Source organism: Sphingomonas sp. 10B4, from assembly GCF_035019905.1.
Classification (GTDB): domain Bacteria; phylum Pseudomonadota; class Alphaproteobacteria; order Sphingomonadales; family Sphingomonadaceae; genus Sphingomonas; species Sphingomonas glacialis.
In genome coordinates this window covers 1-20,910 of record NZ_JASJVC010000001.1, presented here as the reverse complement: position 1 = coordinate 20,910, position 20,910 = coordinate 1, and the positions used below count along the sequence as shown (strand labels likewise).

Here is a 20,910-nt window from a genome sequence, read left to right as displayed (position 1 = left end):
CCCATGCGACCCTCCTCACGCACATCCGCTGCGCGCGGCCGCGCCGGAGTTGCGAACGTCAGTTCTCTGTGGAAATGTCGCGTCATGACCATGACCGGGGTTCACGACCCATATCTCGTCTCCCTGTCGATCGTGATCGCGATTATCGGATCGTTCACCGCGCTCAGCCTCGCGAGCCGGATCCGGCGCTCGAGCGGCCGTTCCCGCGCCGCTTGGCTCGCGGCGGCTGCGGCTGCGCTGGGGGGCGGAATCTGGTCGATGCACTTCGTCGCGATGCTCGCATTCAGCATGCCCGGCATGTTGATGCGCTACGAGCTCGCCCCGACGCTGCTCTCGCTATGTCTCGCGATCGGGTTCACCGGCGCGGGCCTGGCGATCGTCGATTGGCAGCGCGCGTCGGTTGCCAGAATGCTTGCGGCGGGCCTGTTGATCGGCACTGGCGTTGCTTCGATGCACTATCTCGGAATGGCGGCGATGCGCATGCCCGCGACGCTGCGCTACGACGCGCGCTGGGTTGCCGTTTCCGTTGCGATCGCGATCGTCGCGGCGACATTGGCCGTCTGGCTGGCGGGTCGCGATCAGCGATCGGGCGGCCGCGCGGGAGCCTCGGTCGTCATGGGGTTCGCCATCGCCGGAATGCATTACGTGGGGATGTACGCGGCGACGTTCACGCGGTCGCGCGGCGTCGGCGAGGCGAACGGGCTTGCGAGCCTGGGACAGGCGTACCTGGCGACCGCGATCGGCTTGGTCACGCTGTTCGTTCTGCTGCTCGGCCTCGCGGCGGTTTGGGTCGAGCACCTCTTGCGGACAAGCGCCGAGCGCGAGGAACGCCTGCACTTCTTCAGCGAGCTCAACGACCGGCTGCTCCGGTCGTCAGACGCGTGGCATGCGATGAGCGCCGCCTCGGAATTGCTCGGACGCAAGCTGAGCGCATCGCGCTGCGCCTATGCCGACGTCGATCGCGACGGCGACCGGTTCTGGATCCGGAGCGACTATACCGCGCCGGGACAGGAAAGTTCGGTCGGGGCATACAGTCTCGACCTGTTCGGGCCCCGCGCATCGCAGAACCTTCGCGCCGGGGAGGCGGTCGTCTTGCGCGATATCGCCCGCGAACTTGAGCCCGGCGGTGGGCGCGAGATGTTCCAGGGCATCTCGATCGACGCGATCATCTGCTGCCCGCTGATCGGCGGCGACGGTCGGCTTTCGGCTATAATGGCGGTGCATCAGGACCACGCGCGCGATTGGACCGCAAACGAAATCCTGCTCGTCAAGGAGGTGGTCGAGCGGTGCTGGGCGCATGTCGGGCGGATCGGCGCGGAGGCGCGGCTGCGGGAAAGCGAGGAGCGCCTGCGGCTCGCGGTCGACAATGCCGAGATCGGCTTCTGGGATCTGGACGTCGTCAACGACGCCTTGGTCTGGCCGCCGCGCACCAAGGCGATGTTCGGCATCTCACCCGACGTTCCGGTCACGCTGACGGACTTTTACGAAGGCCTGCACCCCGAAGATCGCGAACCGACCGCCGTCGCGTTCACGGCGGCGATCGATCCCGGCCAGCGCGCGCTCTACGACGTGGAGTATCGCACGGTCGGCAAGGAGGACGGGATCGTTCGCTGGATCGCCGCCAAGGGTCGCGGCGTCTTCGACGAAACGGGGCGCTGCCTCCGCGTCGCGGGCACGGTGGTCGAGATTACGGGGCGTAAGCGGGCCGAGGAAGCGCTGCGCGAGCTCAACGCGACGCTGGAAGCCCGCATAGCGACGGCGCTCAAAGACCGCGAGGAAGTGCAGGAGGCGCTGCGCCAGAGCCAGAAGATGGAAAGCATGGGTCAGCTGACCGGCGGCGTGGCGCATGATTTCAACAACCTGCTCACGCCGATCATCGGCAGCTTGGACCTGCTCCAGCGCAAGGGCGTCGGCGGGGAACGCGAGCAGCGTCTGATCGCGGGCGCCATGCAATCGGCGGAACGCGCGAAGATCCTCGTTCAGCGATTGTTGGCGTTTGCGCGGCGTCAGCCGCTCCAACCCGTGGCGGTCGACATCGGCAAGCTCGTGAGCGGCATGGGCGAGCTCATATCGAGCACCACCGGCCCCCAGGTCCATGTGGTGATCGACGCAGGCGCCGACCTACCCTGCGCGCGCGCCGACCATAACCAGCTCGAAATGGCCATCCTAAACCTCTCGGTCAACGCGCGCGACGCGATGCCCGATGGCGGCACGTTGCGCCTGTCGGCGAGCACCGCGGCCATTGGGCAAGGCCACCGCTCTGGTCTCAACCCCGACCGCTATCTCTGCATTGCAATCTCGGACACCGGATCCGGAATGGACGAAGCAACGCTCGCGCGCGCGACCGAGCCATTCTTTTCCACCAAGGGCGTGGGCAAAGGGACCGGCCTGGGCTTGTCGATGGTCCACGGACTGGCCTCGCAGCTCGGCGGCGCGCTCACGCTGCACAGTCAGACCGGCGTCGGCACGACCGTCGAGCTGTGGCTACCGGTGAGCGCCGGGGAAACACCAGTAGAGATGGCCGTCGAAAAGATCGTTTCGCACGTCGCCACCGGCACTGCACTGGTCGTCGATGACGAGGATTTGGTGCGCATGACCACCGCGGACATGCTGGTCGATCTGGGATATCACGTCATCGAGGCAAGCTCGGGCGAGGGAGCGATGCGGTTGATCGGCGCGGGCGTTCGATTCGATGTGCTCGTGACCGACCATCTGATGCCGGGGATGACCGGCACCGACCTCGCCTACGCCGTGCGCGACCTGTCCCCCGAGCGCCCCGTGCTCATCGTGTCGGGCTACGCGGAGACAGCCGGGATCGACGCCACCCTTCCGCGGCTGACGAAACCGTTCCGTAGGGACGACCTGGCAGCGGCCTTGAGCCAGTTGAGAAACTGAAACGGGCGGCGCGGCCCCGGGACGACATCCACGTGGTCCCGAAGCTGCGCAACCCCGGCCACTTGTCTCGCTCCTGTTTTGCGCCTAACTGACTGCGTCCTGCTGTTCGGGCTTCATCTGGCCGGTGTCAGGGATTACCGACGGGGGATGGGCTTCGGCTTCGCCGACGGGTTTGCGCCGGACGTTCTCGTACAGAGCCAGGTCATGCGCGGCCAATGTGACCGCCGCCGCCGATCGCGGGTAGATTTCGTCACCTCGCGCTGGAATTTGCGCGCGAACTTGCGCTGCCGCATTTCACCGTGCGGTTCCAAAACCTTCTGTATCCTGGTGTCCACGAAACCGGCACCAGCTGAGCGCGCCGGTCCCGGCCCTGCTGCAATGCCAGCTTGGCTCCCCCGCGGCGATGCCACGAAACCGCGAGGCCAAGCCTCGGATAGCGACCGGGCGACAGCAGGTTCTTGTCATTGTCGAACCGATACGTAAATCGCCAGAGCTTCGAGCGGTTCGGGCAGACGAACGCATAGAGGCTGGCGCTGAGCGCCATGGAGATATCTCATGCGTGGATGCAGCGTTGGATCCTCAAAATATCCCAAGAAACTCGACATCATCGTTCAAAAAGGCACCCAATAGCGCGCAGCAAGCGGCGACGAATTGGCGACAAGCCACGGAAAGCAGGCACAAAAAAACCGCCTCGGGGTACCCTGAGACGGTTTGGTATGTGGGTGTGGTTGCGGGGAGGCGCACGAGCCGAGTGCGACATTCTCTTTTGGTTTCAGTTTGACCCCCTGCCCCGCGCTCCTTCCAGCTTTGAGGGAAAGGTTTCAATCCCATCCCCCTTGCTCAGGGCCACCACGCGCTACAGCCGGTCGAACGGCGGAACGTGGTGAAAACAGCCTGTCCACTTTCGGACGGGGAAATGCGTAAACGGCCGTTCGTTCACACTCTCTCAACGAAGTGATCCAGAGATTGTCGATTTCACCTCCGTAGGTAAGCAAACGGCAGGACCACATCGCAGGCGCTTGGGCCATTCGCTTCTGGCTCGACCAGCATAGCCGACTGCGCGACAGAGCGAAGTTCGACTTCGCCATCGATAGCAAGCTGCGCGGCTGTGATGTGGTCAGGGTGCGGATCGGGGATGTGGTTTCCGGCGGGCGCGTCCGTGACCGCGCCGTCGTGGTTCAGCAGAAGACCAAACGACCGGTCCAGTTCGAGCTGATGGACACGGCACGAAAGACGATGCGGGCATGGTTGGAGCGACGCGGCGGGACACTGAACGACTTCGTCTTCCCGAGCCCAAACGACTACATGGCCCACGTGAGCACGCGGCAATATGCCCGTCTCGTGCACGAGTGGGTGGTCGGCATCGGCCTTCCGGCTCAGGATTGCGGGACGCACTCGCTTCGGCGCACGAAAGCATCGATCATCTACAAGGCGACTGGCGACCTCCGCGCCGTTCAGATCCTTCTTGGCCATGCCAAGATCGACAGCACGGTGCGCTACTTGGGCGTTGACGTGGAGGACGCTTTGGAACTGGCCGAACGCACTGAGGTCTGAGCGGACCCAGTATCCGAGAGTGAGAAGGCCCTATCCGCTCCTCAAAACTCGCCGTCTGTTCATGACCCCTTTTTGGCGCAGTTTCGGCTCTAGGCTGTCCGTTTGGTCCGCGGAAAACTATAGCCAAGTTTGCGTGGAACGCTCGAGCTGTCCCAACACGATAGTGGCGTCCGGATGTTCTGCCTTTCAGGCGCGCGCTCGTTCAATCACGCGTCTGCCACTGCTGCGTCTCCTGGGTGCCGGATCGATCAAGGAATGCTCAATCGGCTTTTGGAAACGCCGCTCTAAAGGGGGGAAGATGTGCCGGCGATTATGACGCTATCGGGACTGGCCCGTATCTATCAAGGTCCGGTTCGACGCGATGTCTCGGTCATCAGCGTCCCCACAGCCGCGCCGCACCGCGCACTCCCGACGCATCGCCCCATTGTGCCGGAACAATGCGCCCCTCCCACACCCCGCCAAATACATGCGCGCGGACGATATCGGGCAAAGCAGGATAGATTTCGGTGACGTTCGACATGCCGCCCGCAACCACGAACACATCAGGATCGACGATATTCACAATCATCGCCATCGCCCGTCCGAGCCGGCTGACATAGGCATCAAGGGCCGCCACCGCGAGCGGATCGGCCTCTCGCGCCGCGGCCACAATGGCGGGGCAATCTAGCCCCTCGCCGCCGCACGCGGCGTAATCCTTGCGAAGCCCCGTCCCGGAAATCAGCATGTCGAGGCACCCGGCTTGGCCGCACCAACAGGCCGGGCCTGGAAATTCCTCGGCGGTCATCCACGGCAACGGAACATGGCCCCATTCGCCGCCGATCCCATTTGCACCCTCGACGATCTGCCCGTCGACCACGAGACCGCCGCCCACGCCGGTACCGATGATGACGGCAAAGGCCGTGCGGGCGCCAACCGCCGCGCCGTCGACGGCTTCGGACAGCGCCATGCAATTGGCATCGTTGGCGATGCGCAGTTCGCGCCCGATCGCATGCTCGAGGTCGTAGCGAAAGGTGCGACCGTTAAGATAGGTCGAATTTGCGTTGCGCATCAGCCCCGACCGCGGGTCGACCGACCCCGGCGTGCCGATCCCGATCGTTCCCGTCGCACCGGCGTCGCGTTCGACCGCAGCGATCAGATCGCGCACGTCGCGGATCGCCGCATCGTAGCTGCCGGGATTGGGGATCCGGGTCCGCACGACATACTGCCCCGCCGCATCGAGCGCAGCCGCTTCGATCTTGGTCCCGCCGAAATCGACGCCGATCTGTATCACCACTTAAATGCCTTCCAAGGGTCCGCCGCGCTGTCCGGCGCGACATATCGCACCGGGCAACCCTGCCCCGCCAATAAACAAAGTCAATTTATATAATCGCCGCTTTGCTCTTGATCAGGATCGAATCCGAGGGAAGGATCCGATCGAGAAACGGCAAGATCGCCGCCCCAACGGCAGGGGCATCGCGCGACAGCGTAGCGCGCGCCATCGGCGCCAGCGCGGGGATGTTGGGCGCCATTGCGCGCAGCTTGCGATTGCTCGCCTCCGCGAGCCGGTCGAGGATCTCGTCAGGCAGGCGCCCGCCAATCAACACCACCGCCGGGTTGATCAGGCAATTGACCGCGGTCAGCGGGGGTATCAGCGCGTCAGTCGCATCGTCGATCCATCCGTCGATATACGGCTTGGCGGCGTCCGGAAACGCGATCGTCGGATCGACCCCGTCGAGCGATACGCCCGCGCGCTCGATCCTGGCGGACAGCGCCGACAGCGAGACGACATCCTGCAACACCTGCCCGCCGGGATCGTAGCGGTGCAGCGGAAGGAAGCCGATCTCTCCGCTGCGGGCGTTGGCGCCGCGGTAATATGCACCGTCGATCACGAGACCGCCGCCGAGGCCGGCGCTGACGAGGATGTAGAAAAAGCTTTCATGGTCGAGCCCGCCGCCGAACTGCGCCTCGCCGATCGCCGCGGCAGCGGCGTCGTTGTCGACATGGATCGACAAGGGCACGATCGCGCCGAGCAGCGCGGGCAGATCGACCTCGCTCCAGCGCTCGTAATTCGCAGGGCGGTGCGGCAGGGCAACCCGGCCGAGATCGTCGGGCACGGCGACGCCCATGCCGAGGATGCGGTCCTCGCGGAGCGCGCCGCTGCGCTGGATCTCGCCGAGCCCCTCGCGGACGATCGCGACGACATCGTCGGGCATCGCGAACGCGATCTGCCGCGTCAGCCGTGACCGAACCGTTCCCGCAAGATCGAGCGATACGAGCGTGACGTGATCGCGGTCGACGTTGAGACCGATCGCGAAACAGCCGTCGGGGTTGATCCGCAAGCGCGTAGCGGGTTGGCCGCGCCCGCCCGTACGCCGGCCCGACTCGACGACCAGATCGCTCTCGAACAGGCGGGCGGTGATGTTGGCGATGGTCGGGGCGGTCAGCCCGGTCATCGCCGCAATCTCGGTACGCGTGATGTCGGGGTTCTTGCGGATCACCTGGAGGACAACGCGCTGATTATAGTCGCCGGCGCGCACGAGGTTGGTCCCCGACAGGCTGGTGCCGAGCCGCGCGGCGCGGTCGCTCGCGGTCACGCCTGGTCCCGTCGGGGTGAAGTCCGAAAGATCCAAAATTCCGTCCGCTCCCTGCACCATCATATCCTCGTTGCCCGAGCGCCGCACCCTGGCGGTCGCCAGCCCCCGCCCACCCCTGCGTGCGCCTCTAGGGGCGCTGCGCAGGCGATCATGCCGACGCTACAGCATAAGCCTTCAGGAAGGCATCATGCGGTTCCCCCAGCGCGACCGCCTTGCCGATCGACTCCCGCATCCGCGCGAGCGCTGATTGCAGATCGGGAATCGAGAAATAATCGGCCGCAGGATCGTACGTCCGCGCCGCGATGTCGAAACCGGCATACATCGAAAGCCAGCTCGGATCCTGGAACGATTCCCATTCGTACCGGACCAGATGCCCGCGCGCACGGAACAGCCGGAGCTTGTTGGCCAACGCCTCGGGCAAGGCGGTGTCGCGACATTGATCCCACATCGGCTCGCCACGCCGATCGTTCGCCCAATAGTGCAGCAGCAGGAAATCGCGAATCCGCTCGTATTCGAGCGTCGTTGAGCGATTGTATTCGCTCGCCAGCGCTGGGTCGAAGTCGCGATCCGGGAAAAGCGCGAGCAGCTTTTCGATGCCGGTCTGGATCAGCGTGATGCTGGTCGATTCGAGCGGCTCCATGAACCCCGCGGCCAGCCCGAGCCCGACGCAGTTCCCGCGCCAGAAGTCGCGCCGATGCCCGGTGCGGAAGCGGATCAGATTGGGCTCGGCTAGCGGTGCCCCCTCGATCCGCGAGCGCAGCGTGGCAACCGCCTCGTCGTCGGACAAATGCCGGCTGGCATAGACCAGCCCGTTGCCGACGCGGTGCTGGAGCGGAATGCGCCATTGCCAGCCCTGTGCGAAGGCCGTGCTGCGCGTAAACGGCGTCAGCGGCCCTGCGCGTTCGCACGGCATCGCCACCGCGCGATCGCACGGCAGTAGATTGCTCCAATCCTCATAGCCGCTGCCGAGCGCTGCCCCGAGCAGCAACGAGCGGAAGCCCGTGCAATCGATGAACAGGTCACCGTCGATCGCCTTGCCGCAATTGGTGTCAACGCCGTCGATCAGCCCGGTCTGCGCGTTGATCCGGACGGTGCTGATCGTCGCGTCGACCCGCGTGACGCCATCCGAAACGGCGCGAGTCGCCAGAAACTTGGCGAACAGCCCGGCATCGAAATGCACCGCCCAGTCGAAGAACAGCAGGTCGTGGACCGGCCGATCGGTCGGCAGCATGAAGACGTTCTGCTTCGCCATCGCGGTTGCCAGGCAATAGTCGGCGAGCTCGACCGGTTCGCCCGCCGCGCGCAGTTTCTGCCAATAGTGATGGAATGCGACGCCGCGCGAGCGCATCCCGTACAGCCCAAACGGATGGAAAAAGCTGTGCCCCGGCCGCTTCCAATCCGCGAACTCGATGCCGAGCTTAACCGTGCCGTGCGACGCCGCCATCACCTCGCGTTCGGTCACCCCAATCTCGCGGAAGAAATCGCGGATGCCGGGCACGGTCGCCTCGCCGACACCGACGGTGCCGATCGCGCTCGATTCGACGACGGTGATCTTGACCCGCTGCTTCTCGAGCCGGCGCGCGAGCATCGCCGCGGCCATCCACCCCGCGGTCCCGCCGCCAACGATGACGATCGAGCGTATCGCTCGCTCGCCGTGGATCCTCTCGCTCTGTCCGGTCATGCGATCTTCCCATAGCGCTGCCCGCGCCCAGGCGTTCCGCCCGCACCCGACACCCGTTCGCGCCTGTCGGAGCGAACGGGTGTCGGGGCGGTCGGGTACGGTGCCAGCGTCAGAACTTGACGCGGACGCCGCCGGTGAAACGCCGTTCGTAGATGTTGTTGTACGCCTTCGCATCGGGGAAGGTCAGGTAATATTTCTCATACTCGCCCGTCAGGTTCGAGCCCTGCGCGTAGAAGGTGAAGTGCGAATTGATGTCGTAGCTGAGCGATGCATCGACGTAGTTGGTCGGCTGCTGGTATAGTTCGAGCCCGCTGATCCCGCTGAAATCCGACTGCACCGCCCGCTTTGAGCGATAGTTCCAGGCGACGCGCGCCTGCAGATGCCCGTCCTGATAGAAGCCGGCGAGGTTGGTCTGGATCTTCGAATTGTCCTGGAACGGGATCGACGCGCCCGCGAGATCGGTCTGCCCCGAATTCGATGGCGAATAAGTGATGTTCGCGTCGATGCCGAAGTTCGACAACACGTGCGGCATGAAGCCCAAGTCGCTGAACGACTGCTTCCAGCCCGCCTCGAGCCCCTTGAGCGTGCCGCCACGTCCTTGCACCGGCGTCGTGATGAACACGGTGCGACCGCGCACGACGCCGTCATTGTCGGGCAGGTCAGTGCGCGTCACCGTGCCCGACTGAATGAAGCTGGCGACATCGATGTAGAAGGCGCCGAGGCTCAGCAAGCTGCTCCGCCCGATATAATATTCGAGCGAACCCTCGACATTGGTGGCACGCCACGGATCGAGCTGCGGGTTGCCGTTCGAGCTGCCGCCGGTCACGCGGAACACCGGCGACCCGGCATTGGTGGTGTCGATCGCATAGGTCGGGTTGAGACCCCCGCCCCACTGGTTGAGATCGAGCAGCGTCATCGTCTGGCTGAACGCGACACGCAGCTTGAGATTGCGCGAGAAATCGAACGCCATGTTGAACGCCGGCAGCACATCGGTGAAGTTGCGCTTGGTCTCGACGATCCCGTTGCTGAGGTTCGCCAGACCATAAGGCTGCGGCGAACCGGTGACGAACTGGACGATGTCGAGCTTGGTGTTGATGATCTTTGCGCCGGCGTTGCCCGACACGGGGATCCCGAAGATCTCGCCCTTCACGTTCATCTGCAGATAGCCCGAGATCTGCTTCACGCCGACGTTGAACGACGCACCGGGGTTCTGCACCTCGACATTGCCCGGGTAGAAGCTGTTCTGGAACGCCAGAGCATTGTCCATCGCGCCAGGGTTGAGGACATAGATCCCCGGCAGGCCCACGCCCGGCAGCGTGTATTGCTTCACCTGGCCGTTGAAGATTGCGTTGTTGGCATTGCGGACGACGCCGGCGGTGTAAGCGGCGCCGACCGGGCCCGCCGAGCAGCTCGGATCGTTCAGCGGAACGTCGAACGCCTTCCACTTGACGAGACACCCGCCCGCCTTGGAGGCCTGCCCTGCATAGAGCGGCGCGGCGCGATCGAATTCGAAATCGGTCACCGAGCGTTCGCTGTAGCGCGCGCCTGCGCTGAGGCTGACCGACTCGTTGGCTTCGTATGACACATCGCCGCGGATCAGCTTGAGATCCCCGTTGCGGCGGTAATTCCCTTCCGACGAGGTCGTCTTCATCGCATAATTGTTGATGTTGCCGAGCAGCGAGGTGAGCTGCGATGGCAGCGTGAAGACCGGCTGGCTGCCGGAAAAATTGACCGTCGCCGGTAGCGATGCGGCGCCCGCAATCGTGTTGACCGCATACCCGCCGGGGTTGAACGCGACGTTTCCGCTCGGATAGCGACCGATGCCGCCCGGCTGCCACTGCGCGCCGTTGCTGACGCTGAACTGCAGATAGCTCTGGTCGTAATCCTGCGAAGCCTTGCCGTAGATCCCGCGCAGGCTGGCCTTCAGACCGCTGCCGTTGTCGTACTTAAGCTCGGCATTGTAGTTCTGCGATTGCGACTTGTAGTGATCGTTCTGCGAATAGGAATCGAAATTGCCGAGGTCGTAATTGTAGACCTGGGTGGAATAGAGATTGTAGCTGTGCGGGATGCCGTTCGCGGTCTGCGTGATCGTCGCGCCGGTATTGCGCGAGGCGCCCGGGGTCGCTTCGCCCGCCTGCCAGTTGACGTTTTGCAGCTGGATGCCCGCGGTGCGGTCATGTTCGTTCTGGCGCGTGAAGAAGGCGTCGGCGACGAGCGTCAGCTGATCGCTGATTTCCCATTGCGCCGACGCGTTGACGCCGATCCGCTCGCGCTCGTTGATCTTGTTCCACGCGGTGAACGCCTGCGGCGTCATGAAGATGTCGTTCGACGTGCCGTTGCCGTTGACGTCGAGACCGGTGCCGACGATCGTCCCGTGCGGCCGGTTCGCGGGCGAGAAGCCGTTGGTCGTGTTGACGTCGCCGCTCGGATTGGCCGCGGTGTTGAACTGCTCGTTGTGCAGCCCGACGCCGTACCCTTCCTGGATGCCGTTGTGCGAATTCGACAGATGCAGGTTGGAATAGGTGCCCGACACGAGCACGCCGAAGCGCTCGCCGTGATAACCGACCAGCCCGTTGAAGCTCTTGTCGAGCTCCTTCGACTTGTCGCCATACGACCCTTCCGCCGCTGCAGCGAGCGTGAGGCCGCGCTTGAGGTCCATCGGACGCCGCGTGCGCAGGTTTACCGTACCGGTGATGCCGGCGTTGAGCAGGTCCGCGGTGCTCGACTTGATGACGTCGGCGCCGGCGAACAGCTGCGAAGGGATATCGTTGAAGTTCGGCTGGATCGTCGTGATCGACTGTGCGCCGAGATAGGCCTCGCCGTTGAGGAGCGTCGTCACCTGCGGCAGGCCGCGGATGTTGATCGCAGCGCCCTCGCCCGCGTCGCGACGGATCTGGACACCCGGGATACGCTGGAGCGAATCCGAAATTGTCACGTCGGGCAGCTTGCCGATATCCTCGGCGGAAATCGAGTCGGTCACCGATCCAGCGGAGCGCTTCAGGTTCACCGCACGCTGCTGCGCACCGCGAATGCCGGTCACGACGATGTCCGGAGTCGCGGCGCTGTCGTCGGCGGCGGATGAAGGTGCGGCGACGGGGTCGGACGCGGCGCTTTTCTGGTCGGCGGTCGCAGCCGATGGCGATGCGGCTTGCGCGGCTGGCGCAGTCGCGAGCACACCTTGTGTCGTTCCGCTCTGCTGTGCCGACGCGGCGGTGCCGGTCAGCAAGGCCGCGCCGGATACGGCGATCAACAACGTCGCCTTATGCCCAAATTTCAATTTCATTCCCCAATCCTCTCCAGCCCTGCGTCGGCGGCCCGCGGCCTTGTCACGTTGCACGGGATGAAGAGAATGTGCGGTCCAGGCAGTGCCTGTCCCCTCCCCCAAAACCGCGTTCGCGACTTGCCGTCGTCTCCGATGCGCGACAAATCCACCAAGTCCGCGCGCACGTCAACGATTAAATAATGCAATTTGGCATTTTATATGGTTCCACTTCGTAACGGTTCTGACGTCCCAAAGCCTTTCGTTGCGCCAGCTGCGGAACGATGATTTTCAAGGCATTCCCTCCGGCAAAGGCCTCACTGGCCGACTGTGCGCGCCCATCGCTACGGGACCCTGACACTCGAAAAGCACTCGAGATGCCCGCTGCCGAAGTAAACAAATTTGATTTGGCAATCTACCGCCGCTGTGCTTTTGGTCGCGGCAAGCCGACGTGATCGGCATCCTGGGAGGCGATCGATGGGCATGGTACGGATAAGCGCGACAGTGATCGCTCTGCTGGCGACCGCCGCAACGGCGCGCGCGCAAACCTATGGACCGATCAACGCCAACCTGCCTGCGGGCGGCGATGCGATCGTGAGCCGGATAGGCGGTGCCGACGCCCTGGCGATCGCCACGCCGACCTGGACGCTGTCGGCGTGGATCGAGCCCAGCGCGCTTCCTACCGGGAGTGCGCTGATCGGCGGATTCGGCGATCCCGGCACTGGCCCGCGCCGCTTTCTCGCGCTCGACGGCGGGAAGCCGAGCCTCGTCACCGAGGCTGGCACGCTCGTCTCCCCCGCGCGGCTCGGGTCCGCTTCCTGGCATCATGTCGCGGCCAGCTTCGACGGGACGACCGCCCGGCTGTTCGTCGATGGCAAGCCAGTCGCGCAGCGCAAAATGGCGGCGGCGGCGGTGTCGCCGGTGCTGACGCTCGCCCCGCGGGCGAACGCGCCGGTCTTTGCCGGACGTGTCGCGAACTTCGCGCTCGTCGCAGGGGCAGCGGACGCAGCTACGATCGCTGCCGCCGCTGCGCGCGCGCCCGACCCCGCGCTCATCGCCTTCCAGCAGGGCAGCCCGACCTGGCCGGTCCAGGTCCACCAGATGTATGGCCAGACCGCACCGCAGGACGCGGCGACGCTACCGACGTCGAAGGCTCCGTTCGATACGCCGGTCGCGAAGCCGGTATCGACCGCGGCGGCGATCGTCGCGACCGGGCCGGGGCAATGGGACGTCAACGGCTGGCAACTGGCCGAGGCGCCGAAAGTCGTCGCCCCCGGCACGACGCTCAGCCGCGCCGGGTTCGACACGAAGGGCTGGTACGCCGCGACCGTCCCCGGCACCGTGCTGACCACGCTGGTCGATCGTGGCGTCTATCCCGACCCGGCGCACGGGCTCAACAATCTGGCGATCCCCGAAACGCTGGCGCGGCAGGAATATTGGTATCGCACCGAATTCGACGTTCCGGCAGAGGCCGCGGGCAAGCACCAGCAGCTGACCTTCAAGGGCGTCAACTATGCCGCCGAAGTCTGGCTCAACGGCCAGGTGATCGGCACGATGAAGGGCGCCTTCATCCGCGGCCAATTCGACGTGACCGGCAAGCTGCTCCCCGGCCGCAACGCGATTGCGGTCAAGGTCTCGCCCGCACCGCATCCCGGCATCCCGCAGGAGGAATCGCTGACTGCGGGCGTCGGCGAGAATGGCGGGATCATGATGCTCGACGGCCCGACCTTCGGCGCGGCCGAAGGGTGGGACTGGATCCCGAGCATCCGCGACCGCAACACCGGCCTGTGGCAGGGTGTCACGCTCGCGGCGACGGGCGCGGCGACGCTCGGCGATGCGCAGGTCGTCACTACCTTGCCACGCGCCGACAACAGCGTCGCCGATGTCGAGATCACCGTGCCCGTCGCCAACGCGTCGGCGCAGCCGGTCATGACCGTCGTGCGCGCCGCGTTCGACGACGTCGCGGTCGAGAAGACGGTGACGCTCGCGCCCGGACAGAGCAGTCAGGTTGTCCTGCGTCCGTCCGATTTCCCGCAATTGTCCGTCCGCAACCCCAAGCTGTGGTGGCCGAACGGCTATGGCGCCCCCGCGCTCCACACGCTGACGCTGACCAGCACCATCGCCGGCCAGCCGAGCGACACCCGCACGCTGCGCTTCGGCATGCGCCAGGTCACCTACGACATCTCGCTGATGGACCAGAAGGGCGAGCTCGAACGCGTCGGGATTGATCTGTCGAAGGCGCGCGCGCTCGGCCAGCAGATCGTCGACGGCAGCCATGACGGGATCCGCAAGATCAAGGACGGCTGGGCGGCGTCGTTGGTGCCGGGCGCGGAAAGCTCGCCCGCGGTACGGCGGATCAAGGATGAGGACGGCCTGACGCCGTATCTCGTAATTCGCGTCAACGGCGTGCGGATCGCGGCGCGCGGTGGCAATATCGGCATGGACGACTTGATGAAGCGCGTCGACCGTGCGCGGCTGGAGCCGTTCTTCCGGCTTCATCAGGATGCGCACATGAACATGATCCGCAACTGGGTTGGGCAGAACACCGAGGACTCTTTCTACGATCTCGCCGACGAATACGGCCTGATGATCCTCAACGATTTCTGGGAATCGACGCAGGACTATAACATCGAGGCGCAGGACCCGGCGCTGTTCCTCAAGAACGCGACCGACGTGGTTAAGCGCTATCGCAACCACCCCTCGATCGTAGTGTGGTTCGGCCGCAACGAAGGCGTGCCGCAGCCGATCCTCAACGAAGGCCTGCAGGCGCTGATCCACAAGGAGGATGGGACGCGGATCTACATGGGCTCGTCAAATCGCGTGAATCTGCAGAACAGCGGGCCGTACAATTGGCGTCCCCCGGTCGAATATTTCACCGAGCACGCCAAGGGTTTCTCGGTCGAGAGCGGCACGCCGTCGCTGCCGACGCTCGAGGCGTGGAAGCGTGCGATCCCCGAGCCCGATCGCTGGCCGATCAGCGACAGCTGGGCATATCATGACTGGCACCAGACCGGGAACGGCGCAGTGACGAGCTATATGAACGCGCTCGCGACGCGTTTCGGCCCGGGCACGAGCCTCGAGGATTTCGAGCGCAAGGCGCAGATGATGCAGTATGAATCGTACCGCGCGATCTTCGAGGGCATGAACGCCGGGCTGTGGACGCAGAATAGCGGCCGGATGCTGTGGATGACGCAGCCGGCGTGGCCGTCGTCGGCATGGCAGATGTTCTCGTCGGATTACGACACGCAGGCGTCGTTCTACGGCGTCAAGAAGGCGTCCGAACCGGTCCACGTCCAGATGAACCTGCCCGATTACAACGTGATGCTGGTCAACAACCGCGTCGGCGATCTGCGCGGGGTGACGGTTTCGGCCAAGGTCGTCAGCCTTGACAACCGCGTGCTCGCCGAAAAGCGTACCACGCTGACGGCGACCGGTGAGACCGCCAACACGGCGTTCACGCTCGACCTCGCGCCGATCCTCGCCAAGGGCGTCGCATTGGTTCGACTCGAGGCGCGCGACGCGGCGGGCAAGGTCCTGTCGACCAACCTCTACTGGCAGGCCGCCACCGACCCGCAGTTCCAGGCGCTCAATGCGCTCGCCCCAGTCACGCTGCAGACCCAAGCGAGCAGCCGGGTCGATGGCGCCGAGACGGTCGCGACGGTCACGCTCACCAATTCGAGCCAGACCCCGGCGATCGAAACCAAGCTGACCGTCCTGAACGCGGACGGCAGCCAGGTCCTGCCAGCCTATTTCACCGACAATTACGTCTCGCTGCTGCCCGGCGAAAGCCGCACGGTCGAGATCCGCTACCCGACCGCCAAGGCTGCCACCCCGAGCGTCACGCTGCGCGGCTGGAACGTCGCCGCATCGAGCACGGCACTGCGGTGAGCGGCCGCGGCGTCCTGGCGGCGAGCATCGGCACCGCCGCGCTCGCCGGGCTGTTGTTCGGGTTCGACACCGCGGTGATCGCGGGCGTCACCGGCGACCTCACGCGGATCTACCGCCTGACCCCTGAAACGCTCGGGGTCACGGTGTCCGCGGCGCTGTGGGGAACGCTGATCGGTGCGCTGTTCACCGGCAAGCCGGGAGATCGCTATGGCAGCCGCCGTGTGCTCGGCCTGCTCGGCATATTGTATGTTCTCGCCGGGCTCGGCTGCGCCCTGGTCACCGATTGGACCGCGTTCCTCGCCTTCCGCTTCGCCTGCGGGCTGGCGATCGGCGGGTCCTCGGTGCTCGCACCGGTCTATATCGCCGAGATCGCCCCGCCTGCCCGGCGTGGGATGCTAGTCGGGCTGTTCCAGCTCGCGATCGTCACCGGGATCCTAGTCGCCTATCTCAGCAATGCGGTTGTCGGATCGCTCGTCAGCGAGGCGGCATGGCGCTGGAAGCTTGGCGTCACCGCCGCGCCCGCGATCCTGTTCCTGGTCCTGCTCGCGCGCATTCCGGACAGCCCGCGCTGGCTGATCCTGTCGGGCCGACTGGACGATGCGCGCACCGCGATGACGCGGATCGGCCTGAGCGCGGACGAGGCGTCCGCCGAGCTTGCGTCGGTCGAGAACGCGCTGCGGCAGGATGCGCCGGGCGAGACGCTGTCGTGGCGCAAGCATCGCAAGCCGATCCTGCTGGCGGTCGCGACCGCGATGTTCAACCAGCTCGCCGGGATCAACGCGGTCCTTTATTATCTCAACGACATCTTCGCCAAAGCCGGCAGCTTTTCACCCGATCGGCAGGCGATCCTGATCGGCGCGGCCAATCTGCTGTTCACGCTGGTGGGCATGGCGCTTATCGATCGCGTCGGGCGGCGGACGCTGCTCGCCGCAGGCGCGGCGGGGATGACGGTCTGCCTGTCGGTCGCCGCGCTGGTGCTGTTCGGACGGATCGGCAACGCCGCGCTGCTGCCCGCCTTGGTCGGCTTCATCGCCTTCTTCGCGACCAGCCAGGGCGCGGTCATCTGGGTCTATCTGTCGGAGATCTTCCCGAGCGCGGTGCGCGCGCGCGGCAGCGGTCTTGGGGCAAGTACGCACTGGCTGATGAACGCCGCCATCGCCGGCGTGTTTCCGGTGCTCGTCGCGTGGTCGGCGGGCGCGCCGTTCGTGATCTTCGCGGTTGCGATGGCGGTGCAATGCGTCGTCGTGCTGCTGTTCTTCCCCGAAACCAAGGGCGTCGCGCTCGATGCGATGCACGCCCGGATGATGGAGTCCCGCTGATGCGCCACGCCATGATATTGCTGTCCGTGCTACTGCCTTTGGCCACGGCCGCAAACGCGCAAACGCCTGCAGATGCCAAGGCCCGCCAGGCGCAGGAAGCCGAACAGCGATTGCATGAGGATTGGGCGTGGCTCGGCCGCTACCAGCCCGCCAATGCGGCGCTCGCCCCCTCTGCAACAGGCCAGCGCGTCGTCTTCATCGGCGATTCGATCACCCAGGGGTGGTTCGACAAGGTCCCGAGCTTCTTCGGCCCCGACCGTGTCGATCGCGGCATCGGCGGCCAGACTACGCCGCAGATGGTGCTGCGCTTCCACCAGGACGTGATCGACCTGCATCCGGCCGCGGTCCAGATCATGGGCGGCACCAACGACATCGCCAGCAACACCGGCCCGATGACGCTCGAGCAGACGCAGGCCAACATCATCATGATGTGCGATCTCGCGCGCGCGAACGGGACTCGCGTGATCCTCGCGTCGATCCCACCCGCGGCCAATTTCCCGTGGCGCCCGGGGCTCGAGGTTTCGTCGAAGATCGAGCGGATGAATGCCTGGCTCAAGCGCTACGCCGCCCAGATCGGCGCGACCTATGCCGATTACTGGAGCGCGCTCCACGACGGCCAGGCGCAGCGCGCCGCCTTCACCGTCGACGGGGTTCACCCCAACGAAGCCGGCTATGCCGCGATGGCGCCGGTGGCCGAGGCCGCGATCCGCGATGCGCTCGCCCGCCCTGCCCCGGTCGGCCTGCCGCGGTGAGCCTGTTGCTGGCGCTGGCGCTGGCAGCCGCCGGTCCAATCGTGACAACCGACGACGGCCCGGTCCGCGGCGAAGCGATCGCGGGCGGCGGGGCGGTGTTCCGCGGAATCCGCTATGGCGCACCGCCGACCGGCGCTTTGCGCTGGCGGGCGCCGGTCCGCCCCCGCCCTTGGACGCAGCCCGTCGCGGCGGTCGCCGACCATGCCGCCTGCCCGCAATCCGACTATGGCACGTGGAACCGGGCGGCGGCGCGCAGCGGCGCGGAGGACTGCCTGTTCGTCGACGTCCGCACCCCGTTCCTGTCGCGCGTTGCCAGGCTTCCAGTGATGGTATGGATCCACGGCGGCGGCAATCGCGGCGGGGCCGCCGGCGGCACCGTCGAGAGCCGCATCACCGAACACCGGATCGTACTCGTCAGCATTCAGTATCGCCTGGGCGCACTCGGTTTCCTCAGTCACCCGGCGCTTAGCGCCGAGGCTGGTGGGCATTCGGGCAACTACGCGCTGCTCGATCAACAGCTCGCGCTCCGGTGGGTCCAGCGGAACATCGCGCGGTTCGGCGGCGATCCGCGACGAGTGACGATCGCTGGAGAATCGGCCGGCGCGCAAGACGTCGCGTTGCAACAACTATCCCCGCTCGCGCACGGGCTGTTCCATGCTGCGATCCAGGAAAGCGGGACTGCGGGGTTCGGCGTGCCGCCGCGCAGTCTCGCGCAGAACGAAGCGGTCGGCGCGTCGTTCGCCCAGGCGGCGGGCCTCGCCCGTGACCCTACAGCGGCTCAGCTGCGCGCGCTTCCGGTCGAACGCATTCTTGTAGCGCAAGAAGCGGTCGTCGTGCCGGGCCTCGACGATAATAGCTTCATCTGGCTGCAGGCGGTGGTCGATGGTCGCGTGTTGACCGATACGCCGGCGCGCCTGCTCGCGCGCGGGCGATCCAATCCCGTGCCGCTGATCATCGGCACCAATGCCCGCGAGCTGCCGCTGCACGGTGACCTCTCCGCAGCGCGCGCGATCGCCACAGGCGCGTTCGGGGATACCGCCGGCGTCGCACTCGCCTATTATGGGCTCGGTCCGGGGCAGGTTCCGCGGTCCGACCCGCGGCTGGGTGACGCGACCCTGCAGCTCGCCACCGACTTGACCTTCCGTTGCCCGACGAACGTAGCCGCCAAGGCCGTGGCCACGCGCGGCGGTTCGGTTTGGCGGTACACGTATGATTATACGCCACCAGACGGTGCGGCAGTGACCCACGGAAGCGAATTGCGCAGCGTGTTCGCATCGCCAAATACGGGCCTGGAGGCTGCAGCGCCCCCGCTGCAGACCTATTGGATTAATTTTGTCCGAACGCGAAATCCCAACAGCGCGGGTGTTGCCTACTGGCCGCGATCCAGACCGACCCGGTCGATCGAAATCGCCTTCACCTCTGCGGGAACGCTCACCCGCGCTGCATTTCGATTGCCGTGTTCCTGGCGCTATGCACCATAGGCGCATCGAAAGGCTGCCCCAATCTTATGGCGTCCAACCTCGCTCCCATTACGCCAGTCAGCTAGAGTGATCCGAAATCCCACGGACACCGCTGTCCTGCTCATGGCGATCGCCCAAGCTGTCGATCTCAATCCGCGCTTGACGAACTCCGGTGCTTTCGGGCCGTCAACACTGGCGAACACGTGCGACAGGGGATCGAGCTCGCACACCCGGCGCGCGCTCGGAGTTGCCGCTCTGCCACATGAAGGAACGGCCGTTTACACAGGTCGCGTTCCGATATCGGACAGACCGCTATCCACCCGAATTACCTCGGAAGCAGCCGGTAAGTCAGTCAATCTACGTCGCGCGCGGACCATATCGCATTTAGGTGCGAGTTGCGGACTACCAGCACTGGCACTTGCTCCCCATCCACCGTTCGCTGCTCCAAGCGGAACAGGCGGGATCGTGGCGCCTGCGCGCGCTCGAGCCTGGACAGCAACGCGATCGAGACGCCGGCGGCCCTTGCGATCTCTTTTAAGGTAAGTCCCGATGCCAAGCGGATAGCTCTCATCCGCTCTCCAAAACGCAATGATCAAACTCCCTTCGACCCCCTCGACGAATTCCCGAATTCGGTCAGGTACCTGTCCCGGAGTGACCGGCAGTAGTCGTTCGACCCCCGGCATCTCGTCGATGAAGAACTGCCCTTCCCATTGAGGCCCGGCCGGATGCGCGACGTGCTCCCAACCGGTAATTACCCACCCCCTTGTCAAACCGGGCAGTCCGTGATTCATCCTGTTTATGAAACGTGAGGAACTCGAGGGGCTTACGAAGCCTGAGTTGATCGATCTGGTTCTTGGGATGCAGCGCCCGGACAAGACGTCGCGCACCTCTTCGAAGCCACCATCGACGGACAGGAAGGCAAAGCGGGAAAGTTCGCGGCCCGGCGGCGCCAAGCTCGGTCATAAGGGGTACGCCCGCGTACTGGCTGAAGTGCCCGATGCTCACGAAGACCATCGCCCGGCGCATTGTGACCACTGCGGTCTGGCGTTTGCCGAGGATGCGTCCTGCGCGGTGATCGGGGAGTATGACGAGATCGACCTGCCCGAGATCAAGCCTCTGGTCAGACGGCACCGGCGGCTGAAATGCCGTTGTGCCAGCTGCGGCAAGACGTCGGCGGCGCCCTTGCCGGCAGCAGCGCAAGGCACGCCGTTCGGGCACAGGATCCATGCGCTGGCGCTTTATCTCAAATCGAACCAGCTGTTTTCCTATGAACGGCTGCAAGGCGCGCTTGCCGATCTGTTCGGCCTGCAACTCAGCCAGGGCGCGCTGATGAACATGTTCAAACGCACCGCACCGGTCTTTGCCGCGGGACGCGACGATGCCCTGGCGGCCTTGCGCGGCGCCGAAGTTGTCGCCTGTGACGAGACGGGCATGCGGATCGAGGGATGCAATGCGTATCAGTGGGTGTTTTGTTCGAGCAAGGCCGTCGTCCATACCGCCGCGTTCAGCCGCGCCGCTCAGGTTGTGTA

The 20,910-nt window shown here is 65.4% G+C and carries 12 protein-coding genes and 1 pseudogene; 7 read left to right on the top strand and 6 right to left on the bottom strand.

From position 1 onward, the window contains the following. The first annotated feature begins 84 nt into the window (after positions 1 to 84). The gene (locus QN347_RS00060; protein WP_322164074.1) at positions 85 to 2,895 is read left to right on the top strand and encodes an MHYT domain-containing protein; all 2,811 of its coding nucleotides are present in this window, start codon (positions 85 to 87) and stop codon (positions 2,893 to 2,895) included. A 250-nt stretch (positions 2,896 to 3,145) separates the two neighbouring features. Here QN347_RS00060 and QN347_RS00055 read toward each other — a convergent pair whose 3' ends face one another. After that, the gene (locus QN347_RS00055; protein ID WP_322164075.1) at positions 3,146 to 3,439 is read right to left on the bottom strand and encodes an Arm DNA-binding domain-containing protein; all 294 of its coding nucleotides are present in this window, start codon (positions 3,437 to 3,439) and stop codon (positions 3,146 to 3,148) included. Positions 3,440 to 3,915: 476 nt separating this feature from the next. Between QN347_RS00055 and QN347_RS00050 the strand changes: the two are divergent. Next, positions 3,916 to 4,449: pseudogene (locus QN347_RS00050) on the top strand (tyrosine-type recombinase/integrase); the annotation flags it as partial. Between the two features lie 373 nt (positions 4,450 to 4,822). On the opposite strand, the gene QN347_RS00045 reads toward QN347_RS00050, so the two are convergent. The 4 genes from QN347_RS00045 to QN347_RS00030 form a co-directional block, all read right to left on the bottom strand. Next, on the bottom strand, positions 4,823 to 5,722 hold the full coding sequence (locus QN347_RS00045; RefSeq protein WP_323493937.1) for an ROK family protein: 900 nt from the start codon (positions 5,720 to 5,722) through the stop codon (positions 4,823 to 4,825). A gap of 85 nt (positions 5,723 to 5,807) precedes the next feature. Further along, positions 5,808 to 7,085: an ROK family transcriptional regulator gene (locus tag QN347_RS00040; RefSeq protein WP_010406416.1), complete on the bottom strand. Its 1,278-nt coding sequence runs from the start codon at positions 7,083 to 7,085 to the stop codon at positions 5,808 to 5,810. A gap of 85 nt (positions 7,086 to 7,170) precedes the next feature. After that, the gene (locus QN347_RS00035) at positions 7,171 to 8,703 is read right to left on the bottom strand and encodes a tryptophan halogenase family protein (protein WP_322164077.1); all 1,533 of its coding nucleotides are present in this window, start codon (positions 8,701 to 8,703) and stop codon (positions 7,171 to 7,173) included. A gap of 109 nt (positions 8,704 to 8,812) precedes the next feature. Continuing rightward, on the bottom strand, positions 8,813 to 11,986 hold the full coding sequence (locus QN347_RS00030; RefSeq protein ID WP_322164078.1) for a TonB-dependent receptor: 3,174 nt from the start codon (positions 11,984 to 11,986) through the stop codon (positions 8,813 to 8,815). 453 nt (positions 11,987 to 12,439) lie between these two features. Between QN347_RS00030 and QN347_RS00025 the strand changes: the two genes are divergently transcribed. From QN347_RS00025 to QN347_RS00010, 4 genes are read left to right on the top strand one after another with little or no spacing between them, the layout of a single operon-like run. Then, positions 12,440 to 15,850 (top strand): glycosyl hydrolase 2 galactose-binding domain-containing protein, encoded by a 3,411-nt coding sequence (locus QN347_RS00025; protein ID WP_416194504.1) that lies wholly within the window; start codon positions 12,440 to 12,442, stop codon positions 15,848 to 15,850. Then, positions 15,847 to 17,169 (top strand): sugar porter family MFS transporter, encoded by a 1,323-nt coding sequence (locus QN347_RS00020; RefSeq protein ID WP_322164080.1) that lies wholly within the window; start codon positions 15,847 to 15,849, stop codon positions 17,167 to 17,169. Before QN347_RS00025 ends, QN347_RS00020 begins: the two co-directional genes overlap by 4 nt. Continuing rightward, positions 17,169 to 17,921: a GDSL-type esterase/lipase family protein gene (locus QN347_RS00015; RefSeq protein WP_133187613.1), complete on the top strand. Its 753-nt coding sequence runs from the start codon at positions 17,169 to 17,171 to the stop codon at positions 17,919 to 17,921. The genes QN347_RS00020 and QN347_RS00015 overlap by 1 nt, the downstream gene beginning before the upstream one ends. Further along, on the top strand, positions 17,918 to 19,402 hold the full coding sequence (locus tag QN347_RS00010; protein WP_322164081.1) for a carboxylesterase/lipase family protein: 1,485 nt from the start codon (positions 17,918 to 17,920) through the stop codon (positions 19,400 to 19,402). Before QN347_RS00015 ends, QN347_RS00010 begins: the two co-directional genes overlap by 4 nt. A 331-nt stretch (positions 19,403 to 19,733) precedes the next feature. Here the strand turns inward: QN347_RS00010 and QN347_RS20945 are convergent, their stop codons facing one another. Continuing rightward, positions 19,734 to 19,970 (bottom strand): helix-turn-helix domain-containing protein, encoded by a 237-nt coding sequence (locus tag QN347_RS20945; RefSeq protein WP_416194505.1) that lies wholly within the window; start codon positions 19,968 to 19,970, stop codon positions 19,734 to 19,736. 248 nt (positions 19,971 to 20,218) lie between these two features. Between QN347_RS20945 and QN347_RS00005 the strand changes: the two genes are divergently transcribed. Beyond that, the coding region (locus tag QN347_RS00005; protein WP_323493936.1) for an IS66 family transposase at positions 20,219 to 20,910 on the top strand (692 nt) is incomplete at its 3' end.